This is a genomic window from Promicromonospora aerolata (genome assembly GCF_042682255.1).
In the GTDB taxonomy this organism is placed as follows: Bacteria; Actinomycetota; Actinomycetes; order Actinomycetales; family Cellulomonadaceae; genus Promicromonospora; species Promicromonospora aerolata.
This window is the reverse complement of sequence record NZ_JBHUHF010000001.1, coordinates 863,481-885,709: the sequence shown is the minus strand read 5'-3', so window position 1 is coordinate 885,709 and position 22,229 is coordinate 863,481. Positions and strand designations below refer to the sequence as shown.

At 72.8% G+C, this 22,229-nt stretch carries 18 protein-coding genes and 1 tRNA gene; 3 read left to right on the top strand and 16 right to left on the bottom strand.

All coding sequences use genetic code 11. The annotated features are described in order from the left end of the window. Position 1 precedes the first annotated feature (1 nt). The 6 genes from ruvX to ACFSL2_RS03960 all read right to left on the bottom strand — a co-directional run bounded on the left by ruvX (position 2) and on the right by ACFSL2_RS03960 (position 6,705). Positions 2–550: a Holliday junction resolvase RuvX gene (ruvX, locus tag ACFSL2_RS03985; protein ID WP_377200761.1), complete on the bottom strand. Its 549-nt coding sequence runs from the start codon at positions 548–550 to the stop codon at positions 2–4. A gap of 83 nt (positions 551–633) precedes the next feature. Then, positions 634–3,348 carry an alanine--tRNA ligase gene (gene alaS, locus ACFSL2_RS03980; protein ID WP_377196597.1) on the bottom strand — a complete coding sequence of 905 codons (2,715 nt, stop codon included), beginning with the start codon at positions 3,346–3,348 and terminating at the stop codon, positions 634–636. A 155-nt stretch (positions 3,349–3,503) separates the two neighbouring features. Beyond that, the gene (locus tag ACFSL2_RS03975; protein WP_377196596.1) at positions 3,504–3,758 is read right to left on the bottom strand and encodes a hypothetical protein; all 255 of its coding nucleotides are present in this window, start codon (positions 3,756–3,758) and stop codon (positions 3,504–3,506) included. Beyond that, positions 3,755–4,165 (bottom strand): DUF948 domain-containing protein, encoded by a 411-nt coding sequence (locus ACFSL2_RS03970; RefSeq protein ID WP_377196595.1) that lies wholly within the window; start codon positions 4,163–4,165, stop codon positions 3,755–3,757. Before ACFSL2_RS03970 ends, ACFSL2_RS03975 begins: the two co-directional genes overlap by 4 nt. A gap of 291 nt (positions 4,166–4,456) precedes the next feature. After that, the gene (gene rpsD, locus ACFSL2_RS03965; RefSeq protein WP_377196594.1) at positions 4,457–5,083 is read right to left on the bottom strand and encodes a 30S ribosomal protein S4; all 627 of its coding nucleotides are present in this window, start codon (positions 5,081–5,083) and stop codon (positions 4,457–4,459) included. Positions 5,084–5,295: 212 nt separating this feature from the next. Next, entirely contained in the window at positions 5,296–6,705 is a 1,410-nt protein-coding gene (locus tag ACFSL2_RS03960; RefSeq protein WP_377200760.1) for a replication-associated recombination protein A, read from the bottom strand. Between the two features lie 131 nt (positions 6,706–6,836). On the opposite strand from ACFSL2_RS03960, the gene ACFSL2_RS03955 reads away from it, so the two are divergent. Then, positions 6,837–9,143: an MMPL family transporter gene (locus ACFSL2_RS03955; protein WP_377196593.1), complete on the top strand. Its 2,307-nt coding sequence runs from the start codon at positions 6,837–6,839 to the stop codon at positions 9,141–9,143. On the opposite strand, the gene ACFSL2_RS03950 is transcribed toward ACFSL2_RS03955, so the two are convergent. From ACFSL2_RS03950 to ACFSL2_RS03935, 4 genes are all read right to left on the bottom strand, one after another. Then, a complete protein-coding gene (locus ACFSL2_RS03950; RefSeq protein WP_377196592.1) occupies positions 9,136–9,756 on the bottom strand; it encodes a GNAT family N-acetyltransferase in 621 nt (206 codons plus the stop codon). The two genes, ACFSL2_RS03955 and ACFSL2_RS03950, sit on opposite strands and share 8 nt — an antisense overlap. A 40-nt stretch (positions 9,757–9,796) precedes the next feature. Next, on the bottom strand, positions 9,797–11,005 hold the full coding sequence (locus ACFSL2_RS03945; protein WP_377196591.1) for an AI-2E family transporter: 1,209 nt from the start codon (positions 11,003–11,005) through the stop codon (positions 9,797–9,799). Positions 11,006–11,009: 4 nt separating this feature from the next. Continuing rightward, positions 11,010–12,281: an AI-2E family transporter gene (locus ACFSL2_RS03940; protein WP_377196590.1), complete on the bottom strand. Its 1,272-nt coding sequence runs from the start codon at positions 12,279–12,281 to the stop codon at positions 11,010–11,012. Between the two features lie 81 nt (positions 12,282–12,362). Then, a complete protein-coding gene (locus ACFSL2_RS03935) occupies positions 12,363–12,944 on the bottom strand; it encodes a GNAT family N-acetyltransferase (RefSeq protein ID WP_377196589.1) in 582 nt (193 codons plus the stop codon). Between the two features lie 200 nt (positions 12,945–13,144). Between ACFSL2_RS03935 and ACFSL2_RS03930 the strand changes: the two genes are divergently transcribed. Both ACFSL2_RS03930 and ACFSL2_RS03925 read left to right on the top strand, forming a co-directional pair. Then, positions 13,145–13,232, top strand: a tRNA-Leu gene (locus ACFSL2_RS03930). A gap of 243 nt (positions 13,233–13,475) precedes the next feature. Further along, the gene (locus ACFSL2_RS03925; protein ID WP_377196588.1) at positions 13,476–14,384 is read left to right on the top strand and encodes an SDR family oxidoreductase; all 909 of its coding nucleotides are present in this window, start codon (positions 13,476–13,478) and stop codon (positions 14,382–14,384) included. A gap of 57 nt (positions 14,385–14,441) precedes the next feature. Here the strand turns inward: ACFSL2_RS03925 and ACFSL2_RS03920 are convergent, their stop codons facing one another. Genes ACFSL2_RS03920 through ACFSL2_RS03895 form a run of 6 tightly spaced genes read right to left on the bottom strand, consistent with a single transcriptional unit; the run spans position 14,442 to position 22,106 of the window. Then, positions 14,442–14,909: an ester cyclase gene (locus ACFSL2_RS03920; RefSeq protein ID WP_377196587.1), complete on the bottom strand. Its 468-nt coding sequence runs from the start codon at positions 14,907–14,909 to the stop codon at positions 14,442–14,444. A 10-nt stretch (positions 14,910–14,919) separates the two neighbouring features. Continuing rightward, positions 14,920–15,840, bottom strand: coding sequence for an anchored repeat-type ABC transporter permease subunit (locus ACFSL2_RS03915; RefSeq protein WP_377196586.1), 921 nt, complete (start codon positions 15,838–15,840; stop codon positions 14,920–14,922). Further along, positions 15,837–16,700 carry an anchored repeat-type ABC transporter ATP-binding subunit gene (locus ACFSL2_RS03910; RefSeq protein ID WP_377196585.1) on the bottom strand — a complete coding sequence of 288 codons (864 nt, stop codon included), beginning with the start codon at positions 16,698–16,700 and terminating at the stop codon, positions 15,837–15,839. The genes ACFSL2_RS03915 and ACFSL2_RS03910 overlap by 4 nt, the downstream gene beginning before the upstream one ends. Beyond that, positions 16,697–17,689, bottom strand: a complete 993-nt coding sequence (locus ACFSL2_RS03905; protein WP_377196584.1) for a choice-of-anchor M domain-containing protein — start codon at positions 17,687–17,689, stop codon at positions 16,697–16,699. Before ACFSL2_RS03905 ends, ACFSL2_RS03910 begins: the two co-directional genes overlap by 4 nt. A gap of 11 nt (positions 17,690–17,700) precedes the next feature. Then, positions 17,701–19,365 (bottom strand): anchored repeat ABC transporter, substrate-binding protein, encoded by a 1,665-nt coding sequence (locus ACFSL2_RS03900; protein ID WP_377196583.1) that lies wholly within the window; start codon positions 19,363–19,365, stop codon positions 17,701–17,703. Further along, positions 19,362–22,106, bottom strand: coding sequence for a TIGR03773 family transporter-associated surface protein (locus ACFSL2_RS03895; RefSeq protein WP_377196582.1), 2,745 nt, complete (start codon positions 22,104–22,106; stop codon positions 19,362–19,364). The genes ACFSL2_RS03900 and ACFSL2_RS03895 overlap by 4 nt, the downstream gene beginning before the upstream one ends. Positions 22,107–22,229: the final 123 nt, after the last annotated feature.

Below are 22,229 nucleotides of genomic sequence, written 5' to 3'. Positions count from 1 at the left end.
GTCAGTCGTGCGTGTCGTGCACCGTCCGCGCCTCGACGAGCTCGCCGGCGCGCTCCCCCTTCGCCCGCTCCGCGTCGAGTGCAGATTGCAGAATGATAACGGCTGCGGCCTGATCAATCACGGACCTGTGCTTCTTACTTTTCCGGCCCGCCGCGTGGAGCGCCTGATGGGCCGAGACGGTGGTCATCCGCTCGTCCACGAGCCTGACCTCCGCGTCCTCGCCCGCAGCGGCCAGCGCGGCGACCAGACGGCCCGCGAAACCTCGTGCGTCCGCCGTCGCGGCGCCCTCCTTGCCGGACAGGTGCCGGGGCAGCCCCACGTAGACGACGACGGCGAAGCGCTCCGTCACCTCCGCGACGATCCGCGCCACGTCGGCGCTGGTCCCGGACGCGTGCAGGGCGGCCTGCCCGCCCTGCTGCCGACCCCCTCTGCCGCCCTGCCGGCCGCCCTTGCCCCTTTGCCCGGAGGCGGCCGGCACGCGCGGCACCGTCTCCACCGGGGTGGCGACCAGACCGTCGGGGTCGCTGGCGGCGAGCCCGATCCGGGCCATGCCGACGTCGACCCCGAGCCGGGCTCCGCGAGGGAGCCCGGCCTCGGCGTCGGCCGCTGCGAAGGATGCGTCGGTCACGGGCGTCAGGCGCCGACGGCGGCCAGGCGCACGCTCTCGGCGATGCCCGCCAGCGCCTCGCCCAGCCGGGCCGGGTCGGTGCCACCACCCTGGGCCATGTCCGGCTTGCCGCCGCCACCGCCGCCGAGCGTCTGGGCCGCCGTGCGGACCAGGTCGCCGGCCTTGTGGCCCGCGTCGCGCGCGGCGGCGTTGGTCACGACCACCACGACGGGACGACCGCCCGACACACCGCCGGCCGCGGCCACCACGGGCTCCGCCTCGCCGAGGCGCGAGCGCACGTCGAGCACCAGGGCCCGCAGGTCGTCGGCCTGGACCTCTCCGGCGTCGTGCGCCACGACGCGGACGTCGCCCACGCGGGGAGCCTCGGCGGCGAGCTTGCCCGCGGCGGCCAGCAGCTGGCCCTGACGCACCGCCGCCAGCTCCTTCTCGGCCTCCTTGAGCCGCGACACCAGCGAGCCCACGCGGTCGGGGAGCTCCTCGGCCCGCGTGTTCAGCAGCCCCGTGAGCTGGCCGACGAGGGCGTGCTCCTTGGCCTGGAAGCCGTAGGCGCCGTCGCCCACGAGGGCGTCGACGCGACGCACACCGGAACCGATCGACGACTCGCCCAGCAGCGTCACGCGGCCGAGCTGTCCCGTCTGCTTGACGTGCGTGCCGGCACACAGCTCGCGCGACCAGTCGTCGCCGATCGAGACCACCCGCACGACGTCGCCGTACTTCTCGCCGAACAGCGCCATGGCGCCGGCCTCACGGGCCTGGGCGATCGGCATGAGCTGGTCGGTCACCTCGAGGTTGTCGGCGAGACGCACGTTCACCCGCTCCTCGATCTCCGACAGGGCCGACGACGGCACGGCCGACGGCGAGCGGAAGTCGAACCGGATGCGGCTCGGGGCGTTCTCCGAACCGGCCTGCGTACGGTCGGGACCGACGAGCTCGTGCAGCGCCTTGTGGATCATGTGCGTGGCCGAGTGCGCGCGGCTGATGGCCTTGCGCCGGGCAGTGTCGATCTGCGCCGTGCCCGGGTCGCCCACGGCCACGGTGCCCTCGACGAGCCGACCGCGGTGCACGCTCAGGCCCTTGATGGGGCGCTGGACGTCGTCCACCTCGATGGTCGCGCCGGCGTCGAGCACGATGGTGCCGTGGTCGGCGAGCTGGCCACCGGCCTCGGCGTAGAACGGGGTGCGGTCCAGGATGACCTCGACCTCGGCCGGGGCGGTGACCGCCGGGGCGGGCACCCCGCCGCTCAGCAGGCCGGTCACGCGCACGGTGGCGTCCGTCTGCGTGTAGCCGAGGAACTCCGGCGGAGCCGTCAGCTCCTTCTCCAGCGCCTCGTAGGCGGCGACGTCGGCCCCGCCGGTGCGCTTGGCGAGGGCGTCGGCACGGGCGCGCGAACGCTGCTCCTGCATCAGCGAGCGGAAGGCGTGCTCGTCGACCTGCACGCCCTGCTCTGCGGCCATCTCGAGGGTGAGGTCGATCGGGAAGCCGTACGTGTCGTGCAGCTGGAAGGCGGCCTCGCCCGGCAGCACCAGGCCGCGGTCACCGGTACCGCCCTGGTCGGCCGCGCGCTGCTTCAGGTTCGTCACGGCGTTGTCCAGGATCGTGGTGCCGGAGACCAGCGTGCGGCGGAAGGCGTCCTCCTCGGCATAGGCCACGGCGGAGATCTGGTCGAAGTGAGTGGCGAGCTCCGGGTACGACGGGGCCATGGCGTCCTTGGAGACCGGCAGCAGCGTCGTCAGGGCGAGCCCGTCCACGCCGAGCAGGCGCATCGCACGCACGGAGCGGCGCAGCAGCCGGCGCAGCACGTAGCCGCGGCCCTCGTTGGAGGGGCGCACGCCGTCGCCGATGATCATCAGGGACGAGCGGACGTGGTCGGCGACGACACGCATGCGCACGTCGTCCTCGCGGTTGTCGCCGTACTTCTTGCCGCTGAGCTTCTCGGCGGCCTCGATGACGGGGAACACCTCGTCGATCTCGTACATGTTGTCCTTGCCCTGCAGCAGGAAGGCAACCCGCTCGAGACCCATGCCGGTGTCGATGTTCTTGTTCTCGAGCTCCCCGAGGATCCGGAACTCCTCCTTGGACTTCACCTCGTCGATCTCGTACTGCATGAACACGAGGTTCCAGATCTCGACGAAGCGGTCACCACCCTCGTCGATCAGCGGACCGCCGTCGGGACCGTAGGCGGCGCCGCGGTCGTAGAAGATCTCCGAGCACGGGCCGGCCGGGCCCGGCTGGCCCGTGGACCAGTAGTTGTCCTTCTTGCCGAGGCCCTGGATGCGCTCGTCGGGCAGCCCGACGATGTCCTTCCAGAGCTGCCGGGCCTCGTCGTCCTCGTAGTAGACGGTGACCCACAGCTTGTCGGGGTCGATGCCGAGCTTGCCGTCGTCCAGCGAGCCGGTCAGGAAGTCCCAGGCCATGCGGATGGCGTCGGCCTTGAAGTAGTCCCCGAACGAGAAGTTGCCGTTCATCTGGAAGAAGGTGCCGTGGCGCGTCGTCTTGCCGACGTCCTCGATGTCGAGCGTGCGCACGCACTTCTGCACGCTCGTGGCGCGCTTCCACGGCGGCGTCTGCTGCGCCGTCATGTACGGGATGAACGGGACCATGCCGGCGATGGTGAACAGCGTCGACGGGTCCGGGGAGATCAGCGACGCAGACGGCACCACCGCATGACCCTGAGCTTCGAAGTAGTCGAGCCAACGCTTGCGGATCTCGGCGGTGCGCATGAGGTCAGTGATCCTTCTTCTCGGTCGTATCTCGGTCATACGGAACGGGGGTGCACAAGTCGCGCCAGGCTCCTCGCGCAGGTACATACCTATTCTGCCGCTCGTGGCGGGGCAGACGGAAACTGAATGATCCAGCGGGACGACGGACGGTGACGCTACCGCTCGTGCCGCGGCAGCTCGCCCCGGAGGGACGCCATGAGCTGCGCCTCGCGCTCGGCGCGCGCCGTGCTGAAGTCGGACCGGAACGAGTGCGCCATGCGGTTCAGCCGCACGCCGGCGTCGTCCACCGCGGCCGCGGCGCGCTCGCTCACCGCCTCCGGCGTGTAGCGCGCGACGACCTGGCGACCCTTGCGGATGACGACGACGGTGACGGCCACCCCTACGCCCACCCAGAACAGCCGCCGGATCATGCGCCGGCCCCGGTGGCACCGGCGTTCGGGTCGGTGTGCTTGCCCAACCGGCCCTTGGCCTGCCCAAAGGCCTGTCGCACGCCGTAGGAGAAGGCGGCGACCTTGACGAGGGGCTTGCCGAGCGTCGCGGCGTACAGCCCCGTCAGGGCGGACACGTTCTCGCTGACCGACGCCGCCGAGGTGGTGATCGTGTCGACCTTGACGAGCTGGGTGTTCGCGGAGGCGACCGTGCTCGCGGCCTCGTCGAGGATCGGTACCGAGTGGTCGGTGACGTCACGGACGCTCGAGCGCGCCTCGTCCAGGAGCTTGCCCAGCTTCCACAGGGGAACGGCGAGAAAGCCCACCAGGAGCACGAACGCGATCGCCGCGATCAGTCCCGCCACGTCTCCGAGGTCGCCGAGGGTCATGCGCAAACTCCTACCTGAAGGTCCGCTGGTGGTCAGCTGGTGTCCGGCCCGAGCTGTCTGCGACCAGCCTGCAAACCTGTCTGCACGGAACCGTTCGTCACCCTATCCCGGACGCCGCCACCGGCGCCGCCCGACGCCAGCGCGCCGCGAGAACGGGGTTGTGTGCGCTCTGGACCCCCAGCCGAGCACAAGCCCGTTCTCGCCAGGGCGCGCCAGTCAGCGCAGACGACAGGACGCCCCGACTGCGCCGAAGCGCGGACGGGGCGTCCTGTTACTGCTCAGCGATGCGGATCAGCGAGCGTAGTACTCGACGACCATCTGCACGTCGCAGGTCACGGGGACCTCGGCGCGCTTGGGCGCACGGGTCAGCGTGGCCGACAGCTTCTCGATCTGCACTTCCAGGTAGCCCGGGACGGCCGGCAGCACGTCGCGGTGCGCACCGGCGGCCGCGACCTGGAACGGCACCGTGGCCTGGCTCTTCGCCTTGACCTGGATGGTCTGCCCCGGCTTCACGCGGAACGACGGGCGGTCCACGATCTTGCCGTCGACGAGGATGTGGCGGTGCGTCACGTGCTGACGCGCCTGCAGGATGGTGCGGCCGAAACCCGCGCGCAGCACGACGGAGTCGAGCCGCGTCTCCAGGTCCTCGACCATGACCTCACCGGTCAGACCGGCCTGCTTGCGGGCGTTCTCGTACACCTTGAGCAGCTGCTTCTCGCGGAGCATGTACTGCGCGCGCAGACGCTGCTTCTCGCGCAGACGCACCGCGTAGTCCGACTCGGTGCGACGGCGGGCACGGCCGTGCTCGCCGGGCGGGTAGGGGCGCTTCTCGAAGTGCTTGACGGCCTTGGGCGTGAGCGCGAGGCCCAGCTTGCGGCTCAGACGCACCTGGCGGCGCGAACGGGTCACAGAAGTCACTGTGTTTCCTGTCCTGTAGTAAGGAAAAAGGTCACACCCAGACACGGCACGCCCACGAGGGGGAACCACATCGGGTGCGGGACCAGCCGTTGGAGCGCGGGATCGGATCGAAGTCCGACCATCACGTTCGCGGGGCCGAGGTCCCAGGGAGTCGCCATGGGCAACCTGTACATCTTAGCGCACGTCAGGGCTCCGGCCTGTCGTGGGGCTGATCACTGCCGTTCGCCCTCGCTGCCGAGGATGCCTCGGATGCGCTCCAGCCGCTCCGACACCTGCCGCTCGTAGCCGCGGTCGCTCGGGTCGTAGTAGCGCGACCCCGCCAGGACGTCCGGCAGGTACTGCTGCGGCGCGACGCCGTTCGGCCAGTCGTGGGCGTAGCGGTATCCCTCGCCGTGCCCCATCTGCTTCGCGCCCGCGTAGTGCGCGTCGCGCAGGTGCTGCGGGACGGTGCCGACGCGGCCGGCCCGCACGTCCGCGAGCGCCGCGTCCACGCCGAGGTAGGCGGCGTTGGACTTGGGCGCGGTCGCCAGGTGCACGACGGCCTCGGCGAGCACGATGCGCCCCTCGGGCATCCCGATGAGCTGGACCGCCTGCGCGGCGGCGACGGCGGTCTGCAGCGCGGACGGGTCGGCCATGCCGACGTCCTCGGCGGCGGAGATGACCAGGCGCCGGGCGATGAACCGGGGGTCCTCCCCCGCGGCCACCATGCGGGCGAGGTAGTGCAGCGCGGCGTCCACGTCGGAGCCGCGGATGGACTTGATGAACGCGGAGATGACGTCGTAGTGCTGGTCGCCGTCGCGGTCGTAGCGGACGGCCGCGACGTCGACGGCGCGCTCGACGTCGGCCAGCCCGATGCGCGGCACGTCGCCGGGGGCCCGGTCACCGGCGGCGGAGGCACCGTCGGCGGAGCCGCCGTCGGACAGGACGGCGCCGGCCGCGGCCTCCAGGACGGTGAGCGCCTTGCGGGCGTCGCCGCCGGAGAGCCGCAGGAGGTGCTCGGTCGCCTCGTCGGCGAGCTCGACGGCACCGCCGAGGCCGCGCTCGTCGGTCACCGCACGCAGGACGAGCTCGCGGACGTGCTCGGTCTCCAGCGGCCGGAGCGTGAGCAGCAGCGAGCGGGACAGGAGCGGCGAGTTCACGGAGAAGCTGGGGTTCTCGGTGGTGGCGGCCACGAGGGTGACCCAGCGGTTCTCGACGCTGGGCAGCAGCGCGTCCTGCTGGGACTTGGAGAAGCGGTGCACCTCGTCGACGAACAGCACCGTCTCGTCGCCGCCGGTGGCGAGCCGGCGCCGGGCGTCCTCGACGACCTGGCGCACGTCCTTGACGCCGGCCGTCACGGCGCTCAGCTCCACGAAGCGGCGGCCGGACACGGTGGCGACGAGGTAGGCGAGCGTGGTCTTGCCGGTACCCGGCGGCCCCCAGAGGATGACCGAGGACGGGGCGGCGCGCCCGCCCGCTCCCGGTTCGATGAGGCGGCGCAGCGGGGACCCGGGGACCAGCAGGTGCTGCTGCCCCGCGATCTCGTCGACCGATGCCGGGCGCATGCGCACGGCGAGGGGGGACGACGCCCGCGCGACCGGGGTGCCAGCCGTGTCTGTCGTCGCGGCATCGAAGAGATCCACCATGGCCCCAGCCTACGGAGGCTCACTGACATGCTCGGCCACGCGGGGCGCCGGCGGGGGCCGGGAGCACTCCTCCGGGGCGCTCTCCGGCTCGCCGCGCGGGACGGTGCGCGCGGTGAGATGGTCGCTCGGTGCTCACTTCGCTGTTCGACGGGCTGGGCCGCACCGTCGCTCGCCGTCCGCTGACGACGGTCGCCGTCTGGTTCGTCCTGGCCACCACGGGGTTCGTGGCGGCCGCCACGGGGTTCGGTGGTCCGAACCTCCTGGACCGGTCCACGGTCTCCGCGCCGGCCGCACCCGGCTCGGAGAGCGCCGCTGCCGACGCCGTCCTGGCCGACGCGGCCCCGGGTGGCGGCGCCGTCTCCCTCGTGGTGCACGGTGCGGACCCGGCAGACCCGGGTGTGACGTCGACGATGGGCACCCTGAACGCTCGGCTGGCCCGGCTCGACGGCGTGGCGACCGTGGTCAACCCGTACGTGCTCGACGGCGGGCCGGCGGGCCCCACGGCGCGCGACCTCGTGGCGCAGGGCGGCGACGGGTTCGTGACCTACGTCCTGCTGGAGGACGGCCCGCTGCCGGAGCGCGCCGCCGTCCACGATGCCGTCGTGGACCGGCTGGAGGCCGTGCCCGCGGCGCTGCGGCGGGACGGCGGCGAGGGCGCCGCCGCGGCGTCCGGCCTGGTGACCAGCACGGACCTGGTGGACGACGCGGTGCGCGACCAGGCCGGGGACGACCTGCGGACGGGCACGCTCGTCGCGCTCCCGCCGGCGCTGGTCGTGGCCGCGCTCGCGCTGGGCAGCCTCCTGGCGGCGGCCGTCCCACTGGCGGCGGCGGTCGCGGCACTGGGCACGGGTCTCGGCGTCCTGTACGCCCTGACGTACCTGTCGTCCGGGGCCGTGGTGGTCGACGCGTCGCTGCCCGCGGTCGTGGCCATGCTCGTGACGGCGGTCGCCGTCGGAAACGGGCTGTTCCTGACCGCCCGGTTCCGGGAGGAGCTGCGCACGCTGTCGGGCCTGGCCGCGGAGTCCCGCCTCCTGCGCCGGCGCCGGCGCGACGTCGTGGTGGTCGAGGCGGTGGCCCGGACCACCGCGACGGCGGGCCGGGCCGTCGCGCTCGCGACCCTGGCGCTGGCGGCGGCCACGGCCGGCCTGCTCGCGCTCTCCCCCGCCGCCGTGCTGGGTACCGGGGCGGGCGCCCTGGCGGCCGTCGTGCTCGCACTGCTCGCCGCGGTCACCCTCGTGCCCGCACTGCTGGCCCTCACCGGGCGCCGGCTCGCCCGCCCCGACGTGCTGCGGCCCCCCGGACGTCTGGGCCTGCGGTACCGGGCGGTGCGGGAGCGGGTGGTGCGCCCGCGCCGCGTGGCCACCCGCTTCGTGCGCAGGCACCGGTGGGCCGTCGCCGTCGGCTGCCTGGTGGTGCTGCTCGGGTTCGCGGCTCCGGGCACGGCGCTGCAGGTGCGTTCCACGAGCGCCATCGAGCTGCTGCCCGACGACGCCGAGCAGCGCCGCTTCTTCGAGGTCCTCGCGGCGTCCTACCCGGCCAGCGAGGGCGCCGAGGTGACGGTCGTCGCCCGGGCGGCCGCCGGTGACGTCGGGCCGCTGGCCGCCGAGGTCCGCGAGGTGGAGGGCGTCACCCGGGTGGACGGGCCGGACGCCCTGGACCCGGCGGGCCCGGGCGCCGCACGGGGGTCCACGCAGGGCGCCACCCAGGACCACCACGCCGTGCTGGGCGTGCACACCGACGGCGCGGACGCCACGAGCCCGGAAGCCCAGGACGTGGTGCGGGCCGTGCGCGGGCTGGCGGCCCCGCACGAGGTGCTCGTCACCGGCCGGGCGGCCACGCAGGTGGACCTCACGGAGTCGCTCGCGCAGCGGGGCCTGCCCGCCGCCGCGGTCGTGGCGGCCGTGGCGGCACTGCTCGTCCTCCTCGCGACGGGCTCCGCGGTGGTGGCATGCGCCGCCGTGGTCTCGGGCGCCCTGACTCTCGCCGTCTCGCTGGGCGTGCTGGTCCTGACCTTCCAGCACGGGGTGCTGCCGGTGCCGCTGGGGGTGACGTCGGTCGGTGGCATCGAGGCGAACGTGCTCGCCACCGTCGCCGCACTGGCGTTCGGGCTGGGGTGCGCGCACACGCTGCTCGTGACCTCCCGGGTGGCCGAGCTGCGCGCCGGCGGCACGTCCGCCACCGAGGCCGTCCGTCGCGGCCTGTACCGCGCGGGGCGGTCGGTCCTCGCGGCCGTGCTGGTGGTCGTGGTGGTCTGCGCGGCGTTCATGGCCGGTGGCGGGCTGGTGATCAACGAGACCGGGTTCGCCGTCACCGTCGCCGCCCTGGTCGACCTGCTGGTCCTCGCGCTGCTCTGGCCCGTCGCCCTGGTCGTGCTGGGCCACCGGGCCTGGTGGGCGCCACCGGCCGTCCGCGCGGCGCAGGCCCGCCTCAGCTGACGCCGGGCCGCACCCGCGTCCCGGGAGCGTCGGCGGGCCAGGGTTCGTTGGGCTCGCGCGGATCGTCGGGCAGCACGGTCCCGACCCAGGCGTCACGCCGCACGCCGCGCTGCAGCGCGTGCCTGCGCAGGGTCGCCTCCAGGCGGAAACCGAGACGCCAGGCGACACGGCGCGACGCCCAGTTGCCGACGTACGCCACCCAGCTCACCACCGACAGCCCGAGCCCGTCGGGGTCGAGCGCCCAGTCCACGACCAGCCGGGCGGCCTCGGTGCACAGCCCGCCGCCGCGCACGTCGGCCGCCATCCAGTAGCCGAGCTCGCCGGCGCGCTCCTCCCCCGGGCCGCCCTCGCACGTCAGCCCCACCATGCCGATCAGCGGTCCGTCGGCGTCGCCCGGCGCGCGCACCGCCCACGTGTACACGGCGCCCTTCGCCCAGCCTTCGGCCACGTGATGGCGTACGAACCCCTCGGCGTGCCTGCGCTCGTACGGCACCGGCACCACCGTCCACTCGGCGACGGCGGGGTCCTGACAGGCCGCGGTGATCGCGTCGACGTCCGCATACGTGGGGACGGACAGGCGGACGTGCTCTGTGGCCAGGACGAACGGTTCCATGGGTCGATCGTGCCACAAAAAGTGGCTCCGACCTGCAGGTTTACCGTTTCGAAGAGGTAGCGGGACGGTCCGGGGTCTGCTCGTCCTGCGGCGTCGGGTCCGCGGGCGGCAGATCCTCCCCGCCGTCGGGCACGGGATCGTCGGGACCCGTGCGGAGCGTGCTGAACACCGACCACGCCACCGCGATCAGCGGGACGGCGATGATCGCCCCGAGGATGCCGCCCACCACCGTGCCGCAGGTGACGCCGAGCGCGACCACCACGGGGTGCAGCGAGACCTGCTTGCCCATGATGAGCGGCTGCAGCACGTGCCCCTCGAGCTGGCCGATGCCCGCGATGCCGAGCGTGACGATCAGCGCCGTCAGGAGCCCGTCGGCGGCGAGCGCCACCACCGCGGCGATGATCATGGCCAGGGGCGCCCCGATGAGCGGGATGAAGGTACCGATGAAGACGAGCACGGCCAGGGGCGCCGCGAGCGGCACGCCGAGGATCGAGAGGAAGATGCCGGCCAGGATGCCGTTGGAGATCGCGACCAGGACGATGCCACGGGTGTAGCCGGAGAACGTGTACCAGCCCGCGCTGGCGACGGCGTGCCACCGGTCCCGCGTACGAGCGGGCACCTGCGCCATGAACCAGCGCCACATCGAGGCGCCCGACGCGACGAAGAAGACGGTGCAGAAGATCGCGAGCACCACCACCGCGACGCCCTCGACGATCGAGCCGGCGCTCTCCGCGGCGCGGCCCACGAGGGTCTCGGCGTTCCGCTGGAGCCAGTCGGCGGCGTCGTCGATCCACTGGTCTCGGGTGTCCACGTCGACGTCGACCCGCAGCGGGTTGTTCTCGATGAAGTCGACGATCTGGTCGATGCCGGTGTTGAACTGCCCCGCCAGCCGTTCCCACTGTCCGGCGACGGAGACCACGACGTAGGTGAGCAGGCCCCCGACCACGAGCACGCCGGACAGGATCGCGGCGGCCGTGGCCAGGGCGCGGGGCATCGCCCGGCTGTAGAGGTCGGTGAGGGGGTTGAGCACGGCGGTGAAGACCAGCGCCAGGAAGACCGCCACGAAGACGATCAGCACCTGGGTGACCGCCCAGAACACCAGGGCGACCCCGGCGACCAGCACGATCAGGCGCCAGGACCACCCGGCGGAGGTGCGCAGCCAGGGCGGCAGGACAGGTTCGTTCAGCACCAGGACGCGGCGCTCGGCGTCCGGTCGTGGTGCGGGGTCGGTCGGTGCGGGGTCAGGCACCGAGTCAGTCTGCCTCATGGCTGGGCGCCGCGCCCTGCGTCGTGGCACGTGTCGCGCCCTGCGCCGGCACGTGGTGCGCTCCCCCGGCCGTCCCGGCGAGCGGCGTCCTGCGCAGCGTGCTGAACACGGCCCACGTCACCGCGGTGAGCGGCACCGCGACGACGGCACCCAGCAGGCCACCCAGCACCGAGCCCGCCGCGACGACGAGCGCCATCACCACGGGATGCAGCGAGACCTGCTTGCCGGTGATCAGCGGCTGCAGCACGTTCGCGTCGATCTGCGCCACCACGACCATGCCGATCAGCACCACGAGCGCCAGCACCGGGCCCTTGGCGGCCAGCGCCACCAGCACGCTGACGACGATCGCGGCGACCGGGCCGATCATCGGGACGAACGCCCCCAGGAACACCACCACGGACAGCGGGAGCGCGAGCGGTACGCCCACGACGGTCAGGAAGATCCCGGCCATGACGCCGTCGGACAGCGCGACGAAGAACATTCCCCGCGTGAACCCCGAGAACGCCGTCCAGCCGGCGCCCGCGGCGGTCTGCCAGCGGTCGTGCCGGTCCGCCGGGACCAGGGAGAGCACCCACCGCCACATCCGGTCGCCCTGGGTCAGGAAGAACACCGTGCAGAAGATCGCCAGCACGACCGCGGTCGCGCCCTCGGCGATCGACCCGGCGCTCTCCGCGGCGGTGCCGGCGAAGGCACCGCCGTTCTGCTGGAGCCAGGCACCCCCGTCGGCGAGCCACTCCTCGGGACCGCCCAGGCCGGCGAGGAGCGGGACGCCGGTGAGGAGACCGGAGAGGTCGGTGAGGCCCGTGCCGAACTCCGTGGCGAGCTCGTCCCAGCGGCTCACCACGGAGGAGACCACGTAGGTCACCAGTCCGCCGACGGCGAGCACCGCGGTCAGCAGCGACGCGGCCATGGCCAGCCCGCGGGGCATCACCCGGTCGTACAGGTCACCGAGCGGCAACAGCACGGTCGTGAACACGAGGGCGAGGAACAGCGCGACGAACACGACCTGGACCAGGCCCACGACGTAGAACACGACGGCGACGGCGACCACGATGCCGACCAGCCGCCACGCCAGGTCGCCGGTGGACCGGATCCAGGGTGCGCCGAAGGTGGCCCGCGGGCTCGTGGGGTCCGGGGGGACCAGGGCCGCGCCCTGGTGCTCGGTGGCCGCCGGGTCCGGGGCCGCCGGCCGGGGGGTGGTCGGCGACTCCGCCGCTGTCGTCGGCGCTACCGTCGGCGCGTCAGCCGTCATCGCCATGCTCCCACTATTTGTTTTGGGCGAATTGTCCAGGCGGACGTTAGCGGGAGGTCACGGCTCGCGACAACCGGTACGGGCCGGTCACCCGCCGTCGGCCGGCGCGGGCCGCCGGGATGCGTGCTCGTCCGCCAGGATCGCGTAGTTCAGCTCGGTGGCCCACGCGCCGTCGTCCGGCCGGATGTCGCTCTCGACCAGACGCGCCTCCCTGCGCATGCCGAGGCGCTCGCACACCCGGGCCGACGGTGTGTTCTCCTCGTCGAGGCGCGCGAACACGCGGTGGAAGCCGTAGGTGCCGAACGCGACGTCGAGCGTCGCCCGGACCGCCTCGGTGGCATACCCGGCGCCGGCCACCTCCGGACGAAATCCGTAGCCGACCTCCGCCTGCCCGGTTCCGGGCGCCCACTTGAGGAGCGTCTCCCCGATGACGCGCCGGTCCGCCCGGTCGACGACCGCGAGGACCAGCACGTCGCCCGCCATGGAGAACGGCGCGTCCGACCAGTCGATCAGCTTGCGCTCGGCGACCTCGCGCGTCCAGGGCGGCTGGAACATGTAGCGCGCCACCTCCGGCCGCGAGCGCCAGACGAGGAACGCATCGGCGTCGGCAGGGATGACCGGGCGGAGCTCGAGGCGTTCGGTGGTCAGGGGCCAGTGCGAGGTCGTCACGCTTCGTGAGTGTGCCAGCCGTGCGGCAGCGGCGGCATGCGCGGGTCTCGCCGGCGGCGACGGGCGCCGTCGTGCGGCGTCCGGGGCCCTGCCCGGTCACGGGACCCAGGTCACACGGCTTTCGATTCGGAACCGACCCGTCCTGCGTGCTATGTTTTTCCCCGCACCGGAACGGCGGAAACGCCGGGATCGGTCCACCTGTCCGGGTGGCGGAATGGCAGACGCGCTAGCTTGAGGTGCTAGTGCCCTTTATCGGGCGTGGGGGTTCAAGTCCCCCTCCGGACACCAATGTAGTTGCAGGTCAGAGGGATTTTGTTATCACTTTGACTTCCGTGTAATCACCCGGTGTGAGCACGATCCACCCGGGGAGCGCCCCCGTTTCACCTGGATTCACCGTCGAACTAGGATGCCAGCCCTCGCCGCGCCTGCTGTAGGCCCAGGGCACTCTTGGGGCACACTGGGGCGGTGCCCTCATCGCCCCGGGTCCGAGCAGCCGACCAGCGACCCCGTAGTGGTCCTGGGCGCCTGACCGTGTATCCCGTCCCTGACCAGACCGGTCGCACCGTCGTCGTCACCGGCGCCAACAGCGGCACGGGCCGTGAGGCGGCCGAACGGCTGGCAGCGGCGGGTGCCCGTGTGATCTTCGCCGTCCGCAACCCCGAGAAGGGCGCCGAGGCGCTCGCCGAGGTCCTGCGGAGCCGGCCCGACGCACATGCCGAGGTACGGGTCGTCGATCTCGCCGACCTTGCGTCGGTGCGCGCGTTCGCCGAGGGCCTGCGGCGCGACCTCGACCGGCTCGACACCCTCGTCAACAACGCCGGCGTCATGGTCCCGCCCCGGCGTCACGAGACCGCCGATGGTCATGAGCTGCAGTGGGGAACCAACTTTCTGGGCCCGTTCGCCCTGACCAACCTGCTCCTGCCACTGCTTCTGGCCGCGCCCGCACCGCGCGTCGCCACCATGAGCTCAGGCGCCGCAAACCTGGGCCGCATCGACTTTGCCGACCTCGACTGGGAGCGCCGGCGATACCGCCCGTGGGCCGCGTACGCGCAGTCCAAGCTCGCCGACGTGCACCTCGCCCGCCACCTGGCGCACCTGGCCAGGGCACGGGGCTGGAGCCTGGTCAGCAACGCCGCCCACCCCGGCTTCACGCGCACGAACCTGCAGACCGCCGGGCCCAACCTGGGCCGCGAGCACCCGGTCACCCGGCCCGTGGGCTGGCCCCTCCCGAACATGGAACCCCAGGAGGGCACGGGTTCGATCCTGTTCGCGGCTGCCGATCCTGCCGCGTTGCCCGGTGCTTACTACGGTCCCCGTCACTTCATCACGGGGTACCCCCATCGAGCCGGCCTCAGCCGACGCATGCGCGACGCCACGACGGCGGCCCGCCTCTGGTCGGCCGCCGAGGAGATCACGTCGACCACGGCCACTGCTCGGTAGTGCTGGACGGGATCTCCAGGACTGATCTCTTGGAGTCCTTCGCCCGCACGGTGACGATCACCGCGGCCGGGCTCTGCGTAGCCCTCGGAGCAGCCGGCGACCCACCGCACCAGCGATGCTGCGCGGGCTCAGCTGGCGCAGGAACGCGAGCTGGTTGACGACGTTCCAGTGCTCGACGATCTGACCGTCCCGCACGCGGACGATGTCCATCACCTCGAGCGCGAGAGCGCGTCCGGACGCCGGAACGCCCATGAGGTCCCCCGTGTGCGTGCCGTGGAACGTCTTGTGCGTGGCGGCCCGGTCGCCGGAGACCAGCAGCTGATGGATCTCCACCCGAAGATCCGAGAGCCCGGTGTGCAGCATCTCGAACTGGTCCAGGACGGCTTGCCGGTCACCCGACGAGCCCGGGTCCGGGGTCCGGTTGACGAAGTCGGCGGCGAGGAGCTCCTCACCCACCCGCCGTGTCCCGTTGCCCTGGAACTCTTCCACGAACAGCCTCACGACCGCCCCGGTGTCTTCGTTCATGCCACGAACGCTACGCTGCTGCGCGGCGCGGTCGACCATGCGGAGCAGGTCCAGTTCGGCCGGCTGTTCGCCGACGAGCACGATGTCGGGCACGCGTGAGCACGCCGTGCCGGGGCGCGAGCAGCCAGGCAAGGAGGAACACCGCCGTGGCGACCAGGACGATCGTGCCGCCGACCGGGAGGTCCAGGCTCCATGACAGGTACAGGCCGACGAGCGCCGACGCCCCGCCGATGGTCGGTCCGAGCAGCATCATCGGGCCGAGCCGGTCGGTCAGCAGCCGGGCGGCCGCGGCGGGCGTGACGAGGAGGGCCAGGACCAGGACGTTGCCGATGGTCTGCACCGAGATCACGATCGCGGCGGCGACGACCACGTAGAGCAGCAGGTCGAGCCGCAGCACGGGCAGCCCGAGGGCGCGCGCGCTCTCCCGGTCCAGGCTGACGGCGACCAGCTCCTTGTGGAACGCGAACAGCACGGCCATCAGGACCAGTCCGACGACGACGGCGATCAGCACGTCCTCGTCGGGGATGCCGACGATGGATCCGAACAGGAAGTCCTGCAACGACCCCGCGTACCCGGGCGCCGCCGAGATGATCACGATCCCGAGCGCGAACGCGGCGACGAAGAAGACGCCGATCACGGAGTCCTCGCGCAGCCGGCGGTTCTGCGCGAACAGCGCGACCAGCAGGGCCGTGGTGATCCCGGCGATCGCCCCGCCGAGCACGAGCGAGCCCTGCAGCACGAACGCCACCGCGAGACCGGGGAACACGGCGTGTGCCACGGCGTCGCCGATGAAGGCCATGCCGCGCAGGACCACGTGGGTGCCGACCACGCCGCACACCACGCTCGAGAGCACGGCCATGAGCAGCGCCTTGGGCAGGAAGGCGAGGTCGGGGTTGACCAGGTCCTGGACGAAGTCGACGGGCGAGATCATGCGCGACCGCCCCCGTCCGGCGCGCCGGCCGCCCGCCCCCGGGCGACCTCGCTGATCGCCGTGAGCAGCGGGGATCCGGCGGAGACGCCGAAGGCCGTCATCCATGGTTCCGGGCCGGCCAGCTCCGCGGGCGTGCCGGAGGCGACGACCGTCCCGTTCAGCAGGCACAGGCGGTCGCACGCGTGGACCGCGCCCACCAGGTCGTGGTTCGTCATGATCACTGCTCGCTCCTCGTCCGCCAGCTCGCGGAACAGCTCGGTCAGGTGTTCCTGGGTGGGTACGTCCAGGCCGGTGAACGGCTCGTCCAGCAGCAGGATCCGGGGGTCGAGGGCGAGGGCGCGGGCCACCAGGACCCGTTGGCGCTGGCCGCCGGAGAGCTCCCCGACGGGCCGTCGCCGCAGGTGGGTCATCTCCACGCGGTCCAGCGCGTGGCGTACCGCCCGGTAGTCCTGCGCCCCGGCTCCGCGCAGCCAGCCGATCCGGGTGACCCGCCCGGTCAGCACGGCGTCCTCCACGGTGACGGGGAAGTCCCAGGCGAACTCGTGACGTTGCGGCACGTAGCCGATCGAGCGCGTCGGGCGTGCTGCCCTGCCGTACCCCCGGCCCGAGCGGACGTCCTGACCCGTGATGCTGATCCGGCCGGACGACGGCACCAGTCCCAGCACGGCCCGCAGCAACGTCGTCTTGCCCGCGCCGTTCGGGCCGACCAGCCCCAGCAGCTCGCCCTCGGCGACCTCGAGCCGCACGTCCTCCAGCACGGACCGGCCGCCGAGCACGACGGCCAGGTCGCGCACCTGCAGCACCGTGGCCGCACCCGAGCGGGCACCGGTGCTCGCGTCGCCCGCGACGGTCGCCGTCACGACTCGTCCCCGGCGTCGCGCTCGGCCGCCGCACGCGCCCGACGCGCGCCCGACACCCGCGCGACCAGGACCGCGAGCAGCGCGAGACCCCCCAGCACCGCCGCCCAGACCAGCACACCGGGGCTGTCGCCCGACGAGGCCGCGCTCGCCTCCGGCGCGTCCGTCGCCTCCACGTCGGTGGCCTCCCCGGTCACGCCGGCGGACGGTGTGCGGCCGGCCGGGGCGTCGTCGTCGGCCACCGCGAACGCCGCGGCCGGATCGGTGTCCTCCCCCACCGCGAACACGAGACTGCTCCGGTCCTCGGCCTGCGTCCCGTCGGTCAGGTCGGCCAGCATGGTGACGTCCAGCCGGTAGATGCCCGGTTCGGTGAACACCCAGTTCGCGTGGACATGGGTGTTGACCTCCATCCACAGCTCCTGCGGCAGGGGTTCGCCCGAGTCCCACAGCACGTTCGGTGGTCCGGACACACCCTCCTGCAGGAACACGAACACGTCACCGGGACCGTCGAGCGCGTCGAGGCGCAGCGACGCACCCTGGCCGATCGCGTCCACGACCCGGGGGTCCTGGGTGTTCCAGCCGAGCCAGACGACGTCGGGCGCCTGTGTCTGCGGCACCACGTGCAGCGGGGTACCGGGCTCGACGCCGAGGAACGCGTAGTCGGGGCCGTCGGGGGCGGGCAGGGCCGCCGCGTCGCCGAGGTGCAGGACGGTGCGCCCGGGGTCACGCCAGACGGACGGTACCTCGCGGTCGTCCCGTGCGAGCATCGTCCACTCGTCGTCGAGGAAGCGGGGGCCGACGTCGACGTGACCGTCGGTCACCACCACGTCCCCGGTCACCACCTCCTCGCCGGCCTCGACCGTCTGCCGCAGCCCGGCGTCGTCCGGGGCGTCGTCGGCCGCGGCGACCGGCACGACGCCGAGGCCCAGGCCGGCGAGCAGCACGGCGGTGCACGCTGCCGCCGTGCGGCTCCGCGTGGTTCGGGATGTCATGGGGTACTCCTTCATGTCAGGCACCGGCGGAGGCTGTCGGCGTTGGCGCGCATCAGGTCGACGTAGGTGGTGACGTGGTCGTCGAACGCGTCGGAGTAGATCGCGCAGACCCGCAGGTCGTTCTCGCGCGCCACCTCGGTGAGCACGCTGGACCGCGCCGCGAGGTTGGGCTCCAGGAACACCGCCGGGACGTCCAGCGCCCGGACCGTCCGGGTGAGCTTGATCCGGTCGGCCACGCTGGGTTCGGCGGCAGGGTTCGGCGTCACGAAGCCGGCGATGTCGACGTCGTACGCCCTGCCGAGGTAGGCGAAGGCGTCGTGCGTGGTCACGAGGTGTCGGCGGGAACGCGGGACCTGCGCGATGGTGCTCTCCACGTAGGCGTCCGTCTCGCGCAGCACCGCCAGGTAGGCGTCGGCGTTCGCCCGGAACTCGGCCGCCCGTGCGGGGGCGACCGCGGCCAGGGTGTCCCTGATGACCTCCACGTAGGCCCGCGCGTTGCGGACGTCCTGCCACAGGTGCGGGTCGATCTCCCCGTGCACGTGCTTGCCCAGCACTGCCTGGGGCAGCAGGTAGACCTGGTCGCCGGGCCGCCCCAGGAACCCGAAGCCCGGCTGGGCGGGCACGGGCGCGAGCGCCTTGTTCGGTACGGACACCACGGCCTCGGCCGGGTCGAGCCGCTCCGCGTGCGGGTGCGCGGCGGCGTCGTGGGCGTCCGGACCTTCGCCCCCGGCATCGTCCGACGCCACGTCGGCCGCGGTGTCGGCCGCGGTGTCGTCTGGTGTATCGGCTGGTGTGTCGGTCTGGAGCACGATCGCGCCGTCGTCCAGGTCAACGGTGACGTCCGCATGCCCGCCGTCGAGCACCCGGGCGTTCGTCATGCCGGGCACGGTGTAGGGGTCGACGCCGACCGCGAAGGTCACCGACGTCTTCCCCAGCGGCAGCGGGTCCGCGCCGGGTTCGGTCACCAGGTCGGACTCCATGGCGATCCGGTAGATACCCGGTTCGGTGAACGCCCAGCTCATGTGCGTGTGCGCGTCGGCAGGAAGGGTGGCGGTGTCCCGGGCGTACCCGTCGGTGGCATCGAACCCGTCGCCGGAGTCGAAGTAGACCCGTGGCTGGCCGAACGTCTCGGTCAGGTAGCCCGCCAGACGCCCGGGCCCGTCCATGTCCGTCACCCGGAGCCGAACCTCCGACGCCCGTGTCGCGCCGAGCTCCTCGCCGGTTCCACCGATGCGCAGGCCGAGCCAGATGGTGTCCAGGTTGACGTTCTCGACCAGCGGGATCACCTCGGCGGCGTACTTCGTCGCCGACTCCGCCAAGGAGATGTTCGGGGCACTCTCGGACAGGTTCGCGTCCAGGGTGGTGACCACCGAGTGGTCCTCGAGCAGCAGGTAGTTGCTGAAGGCCACGTCGGCGTAGACCACGTCGCGCACGTCGCGCAGGGTCGGGTCGTAGGAGTGGGGGTCGCCGGTGGGCGGCACGATCGAGGTGACCTCCACGCCGTCGCCGGCCACGTTGCGCACCAGGTCGGCGAGGATGCCGGTGGTGGTCACCACGTGCAGCGTGCCGTCGTCCGAGGCGGCGGTCCCGCCCGCGCACCCGGCCAGCAGCACCGCACCCGCCGCGATCCCCCCGACGGCGGCGCGCCGACGGCGGGGCCGCGGGTCCCACGTCATGCCGAGACCCGGCGGCGGCGCGCGATGACGACGAGCACCGCCCCGAGCAGCACGAGGACGCCGGCGAGCAGGAGCGGCGGGAGCACGCTCGCGCCGGTGCTGGCGAGCGCGGCGCGCTGCGCGGCACTGAGGTCGCACTCCGCGCCCGACGCCGTCCGGCCCACGTAGCTGGTCCTCGTGGTGGTCCCCGAGGTATCACCCACGGAGAACTTGAGCGTCGCCGCCCCCGAGGCCGTGCCGCCGCTCTTCAGCGGGACCGACTGCGTCAGGGTCACCGAGTAGACGCCGGGCTCCGTGAACGCCCAGTTCGCGTGCACGTGCTGGTTGAGGGGCACGGACATGGACTTCGGGAACCCGGAGAGGGTGCCGAAGCTCTTGGCCCCCACTCCCCCGAACGTGCCGGTCGCGTACACACCCAGCCTGCCCGGCCCCTCGACGCCGTCCAGCGTGAAGGTGACCGGACCGTCCGCCGCCTCGATCAGGCTCGGATGCTGGGTGTTCCAGCCGATCCAGGGAACGCCGGGCTCCTGGACCTGACCGACGGACCAGATCGTCGAACCAGCGGTACCCAGGAAGGCGAACTCGCTTCCTGTCGGCACCTTGTCCTCGGCCGCCTCCCCCAGCCGGAAGGTGAGCGACGCCGGGTCGACCCAGGACGAGGGCTGCTTGCGGTCGTCCTTCACCTGGGCGACGAGCTTGCCGTCCCGAACCATCGAGCCGAAGTCGAAGTGGCCGGAGTCCAGACCGCCCACCTCGGGCGTGCTCACCTCGCGCGTGACCGGCTGCGCCTCGCACTGCTCGGGCTGGGCGCTCGGCACGGTGCCGCCGGTGCCCGGGCCGGCACCCGGGTCGGTGCGCGGACCGTCGCCCGGTCTGTCGCCGGGACGGTTGCCGGGGCCGTCGTCCGGCGACGGGCTCGGGTCGCTGCCCGGGCCGTCGCCGGGGTCGGCTCCGCCGGGCCCGTCCGTCCCCTCTGCTCCCGCACGGAAGTGGTAGTCGGCGGCGGGCCCCGTGATGGTGCGGCCGTCGGAGGTCCGCAGGCGCGGGGTCACCTCCAGGTGGTAGTCGCCGGCGGCGGTGAAGACCCAGTTGGTGTGCACGTGCGCGTTCGCCGCGACCGGGATGGTCCCGCCGTCGGACGCCGTCGTGTCGAGGTACCGGTTGACCGGCTGCCCGAACGAGTCGTTCTGGAACGTGAACACGTCGCCCGGTCCGTCGACCTTCACCACGAGGGACACGGGGCTGCCGGAGGCGGGCGTGATGCCGGTCCCGGCCAGTGAGCTCAGCAGCCGCTCGGTGCTCCAGCCGGCCCACGGCAGGTACTCCTGGTCGCTACCCGTCTGCGAACCGAGCCAGGCGGTCCGGCCGCCGTGCTCACCCAGGAACGACCACGCTCCGGTCGCCTCGGGCAGCTCGACCCGGCCCCGTGGATCCGCATAGGCCAGTGTCACGTCCTCCGGCGAGCGGTAGACGGTGCGGTCGGCGTGGATGCGGGTGTCGTCCTTGACCGACAGGGTCAGGCGGCCGGAGTCGTCGTCATAGGTGGTCTCGAAGGCATCGGCATGCCCGTGGTCGAGCACGTACTCCCGGTCCTTGCCCGGCTCCGGGTCCGTCCCGGGGCCGGACGGCGTCGGGGTCGGAGTCGGCGTCGGCGTCGGCGTCGGAGTGGGTGTCGGGGTCGGAGTGGGCGTCGGCGTCGGGTCCGGCACCTCCGCGACCGAGAGAGTGACGGGCTCGGAGGTCCCGGCGACCCGGTCGCCGTCGAGCAGGACCGCGCGCACGCGCGCCCCGTCGTCCGCGCCGACCAGCTCACGCCGGTAGACGGCGGAGTCCTGGCCGTCGACCGGAGCGAACTGGTCCGAGCCTCCGGGGGCGACGTCCCAGCGATAGTCCGCCAGGTCGGTGGCCGGGTCCTGGGCCGCGGTCAGCACCGCCGTGTCGCCCACCGTGTACTCGGCCCGGTCGGCCGAGACGGTGACCGCCGTCGTGACCGGTCGTTCGCCCACCCGCACGTGGTAGGTCGCCGCATCGCCGCTCACCGTGTCCCCGCCCGACGTCGCGAGCGACGGCGTCACGGTCAACGTGTAGTCGCCCGCCGCGGTGAAGATCCAGTTGGTGTGCACGTGCGCGTTCGCCGCGACGGGGATGGTCCCGCCGTCGGACGCCGTGGTGTCGAGGTAACGGTTGATCGGCTGGCCGAACGAGTCGTTCTGGAACGTGAGCACGTCACCCGGCCCGTCGACGGTGACGTCGAGCGACACGGGCTGCCCCGGAGCCGGCGTGATACCGGTCCCGGCGAGCGAGTCCAGGAGCCGCTCGGTGCTCCAGCCGACCCAGGGGGCGTACCCCTGGTCGCTGCCGGTCTGCGAGCCGAGCCACACCGTGGCGCCGCCGTACTCGCCGAGGAAGGCCCAGCCGCCCTCGGCCGCGGGCAGCGTGACCTGGCTCCGTGGGTCCTCGTACGCGAACGTCGTCGACTCGGGCGTCCGGAAGACGGGGTCGCCGTCGTAGATGCGGGTGTCGTCCCGCACCGAGAGCACGAGCTTGCCGGCGTCAGCGTCGTACGTCGTCTCGAAGCCGTCGACGTGCCCGTGCGTGAGCACGTGCTCGCGGTCGGGCACAGCGGCGGACGCCGGCGCGGCGGCGAGCGCCGTCGGGCTCAGCGCGGGGACGACCAACGCGCTGAGCAGCGCGACGATGGCCGACAGGACGATGGCTTTATGAGAACGATTCTCAGTCACGCCTCGAAGTGAACCAGGACTGAGAATCGTTATCAAGAACGAATGTGGCATTTCACCCGTCCGCCGGACGTCGTCGTGCCGGGGACGGGCGACAACTCGTTGAAGGTGGCTCTGATAACGGTT

Coding starts and splice junctions, on each gene's coding strand:
- ACFSL2_RS03915 (WP_377196586.1), bottom strand. CDS start 15,840: ATGATCTCGCCCGTCGACTTCGTCCAGGACCTGGTCAACCCCGACCTC.
- alaS (WP_377196597.1), bottom strand. CDS start 3,348: ATGCGCACCGCCGAGATCCGCAAGCGTTGGCTCGACTACTTCGAAGCT.
- ACFSL2_RS03920 (WP_377196587.1), bottom strand. CDS start 14,909: ATGAACGAAGACACCGGGGCGGTCGTGAGGCTGTTCGTGGAAGAGTTC.
- ACFSL2_RS03940 (WP_377196590.1), bottom strand. CDS start 12,281: ATGGCGATGACGGCTGACGCGCCGACGGTAGCGCCGACGACAGCGGCG.
- ACFSL2_RS03970 (WP_377196595.1), bottom strand. CDS start 4,165: ATGACCCTCGGCGACCTCGGAGACGTGGCGGGACTGATCGCGGCGATC.
- ACFSL2_RS03905 (WP_377196584.1), bottom strand. CDS start 17,689: ATGACATCCCGAACCACGCGGAGCCGCACGGCGGCAGCGTGCACCGCC.
- ruvX (WP_377200761.1), bottom strand. CDS start 550: ATGGCCCGGATCGGGCTCGCCGCCAGCGACCCCGACGGTCTGGTCGCC.
- ACFSL2_RS03975 (WP_377196596.1), bottom strand. CDS start 3,758: ATGATCCGGCGGCTGTTCTGGGTGGGCGTAGGGGTGGCCGTCACCGTC.
- ACFSL2_RS03950 (WP_377196592.1), bottom strand. CDS start 9,756: ATGGAACCGTTCGTCCTGGCCACAGAGCACGTCCGCCTGTCCGTCCCC.
- ACFSL2_RS03900 (WP_377196583.1), bottom strand. CDS start 19,365: ATGACGTGGGACCCGCGGCCCCGCCGTCGGCGCGCCGCCGTCGGGGGG.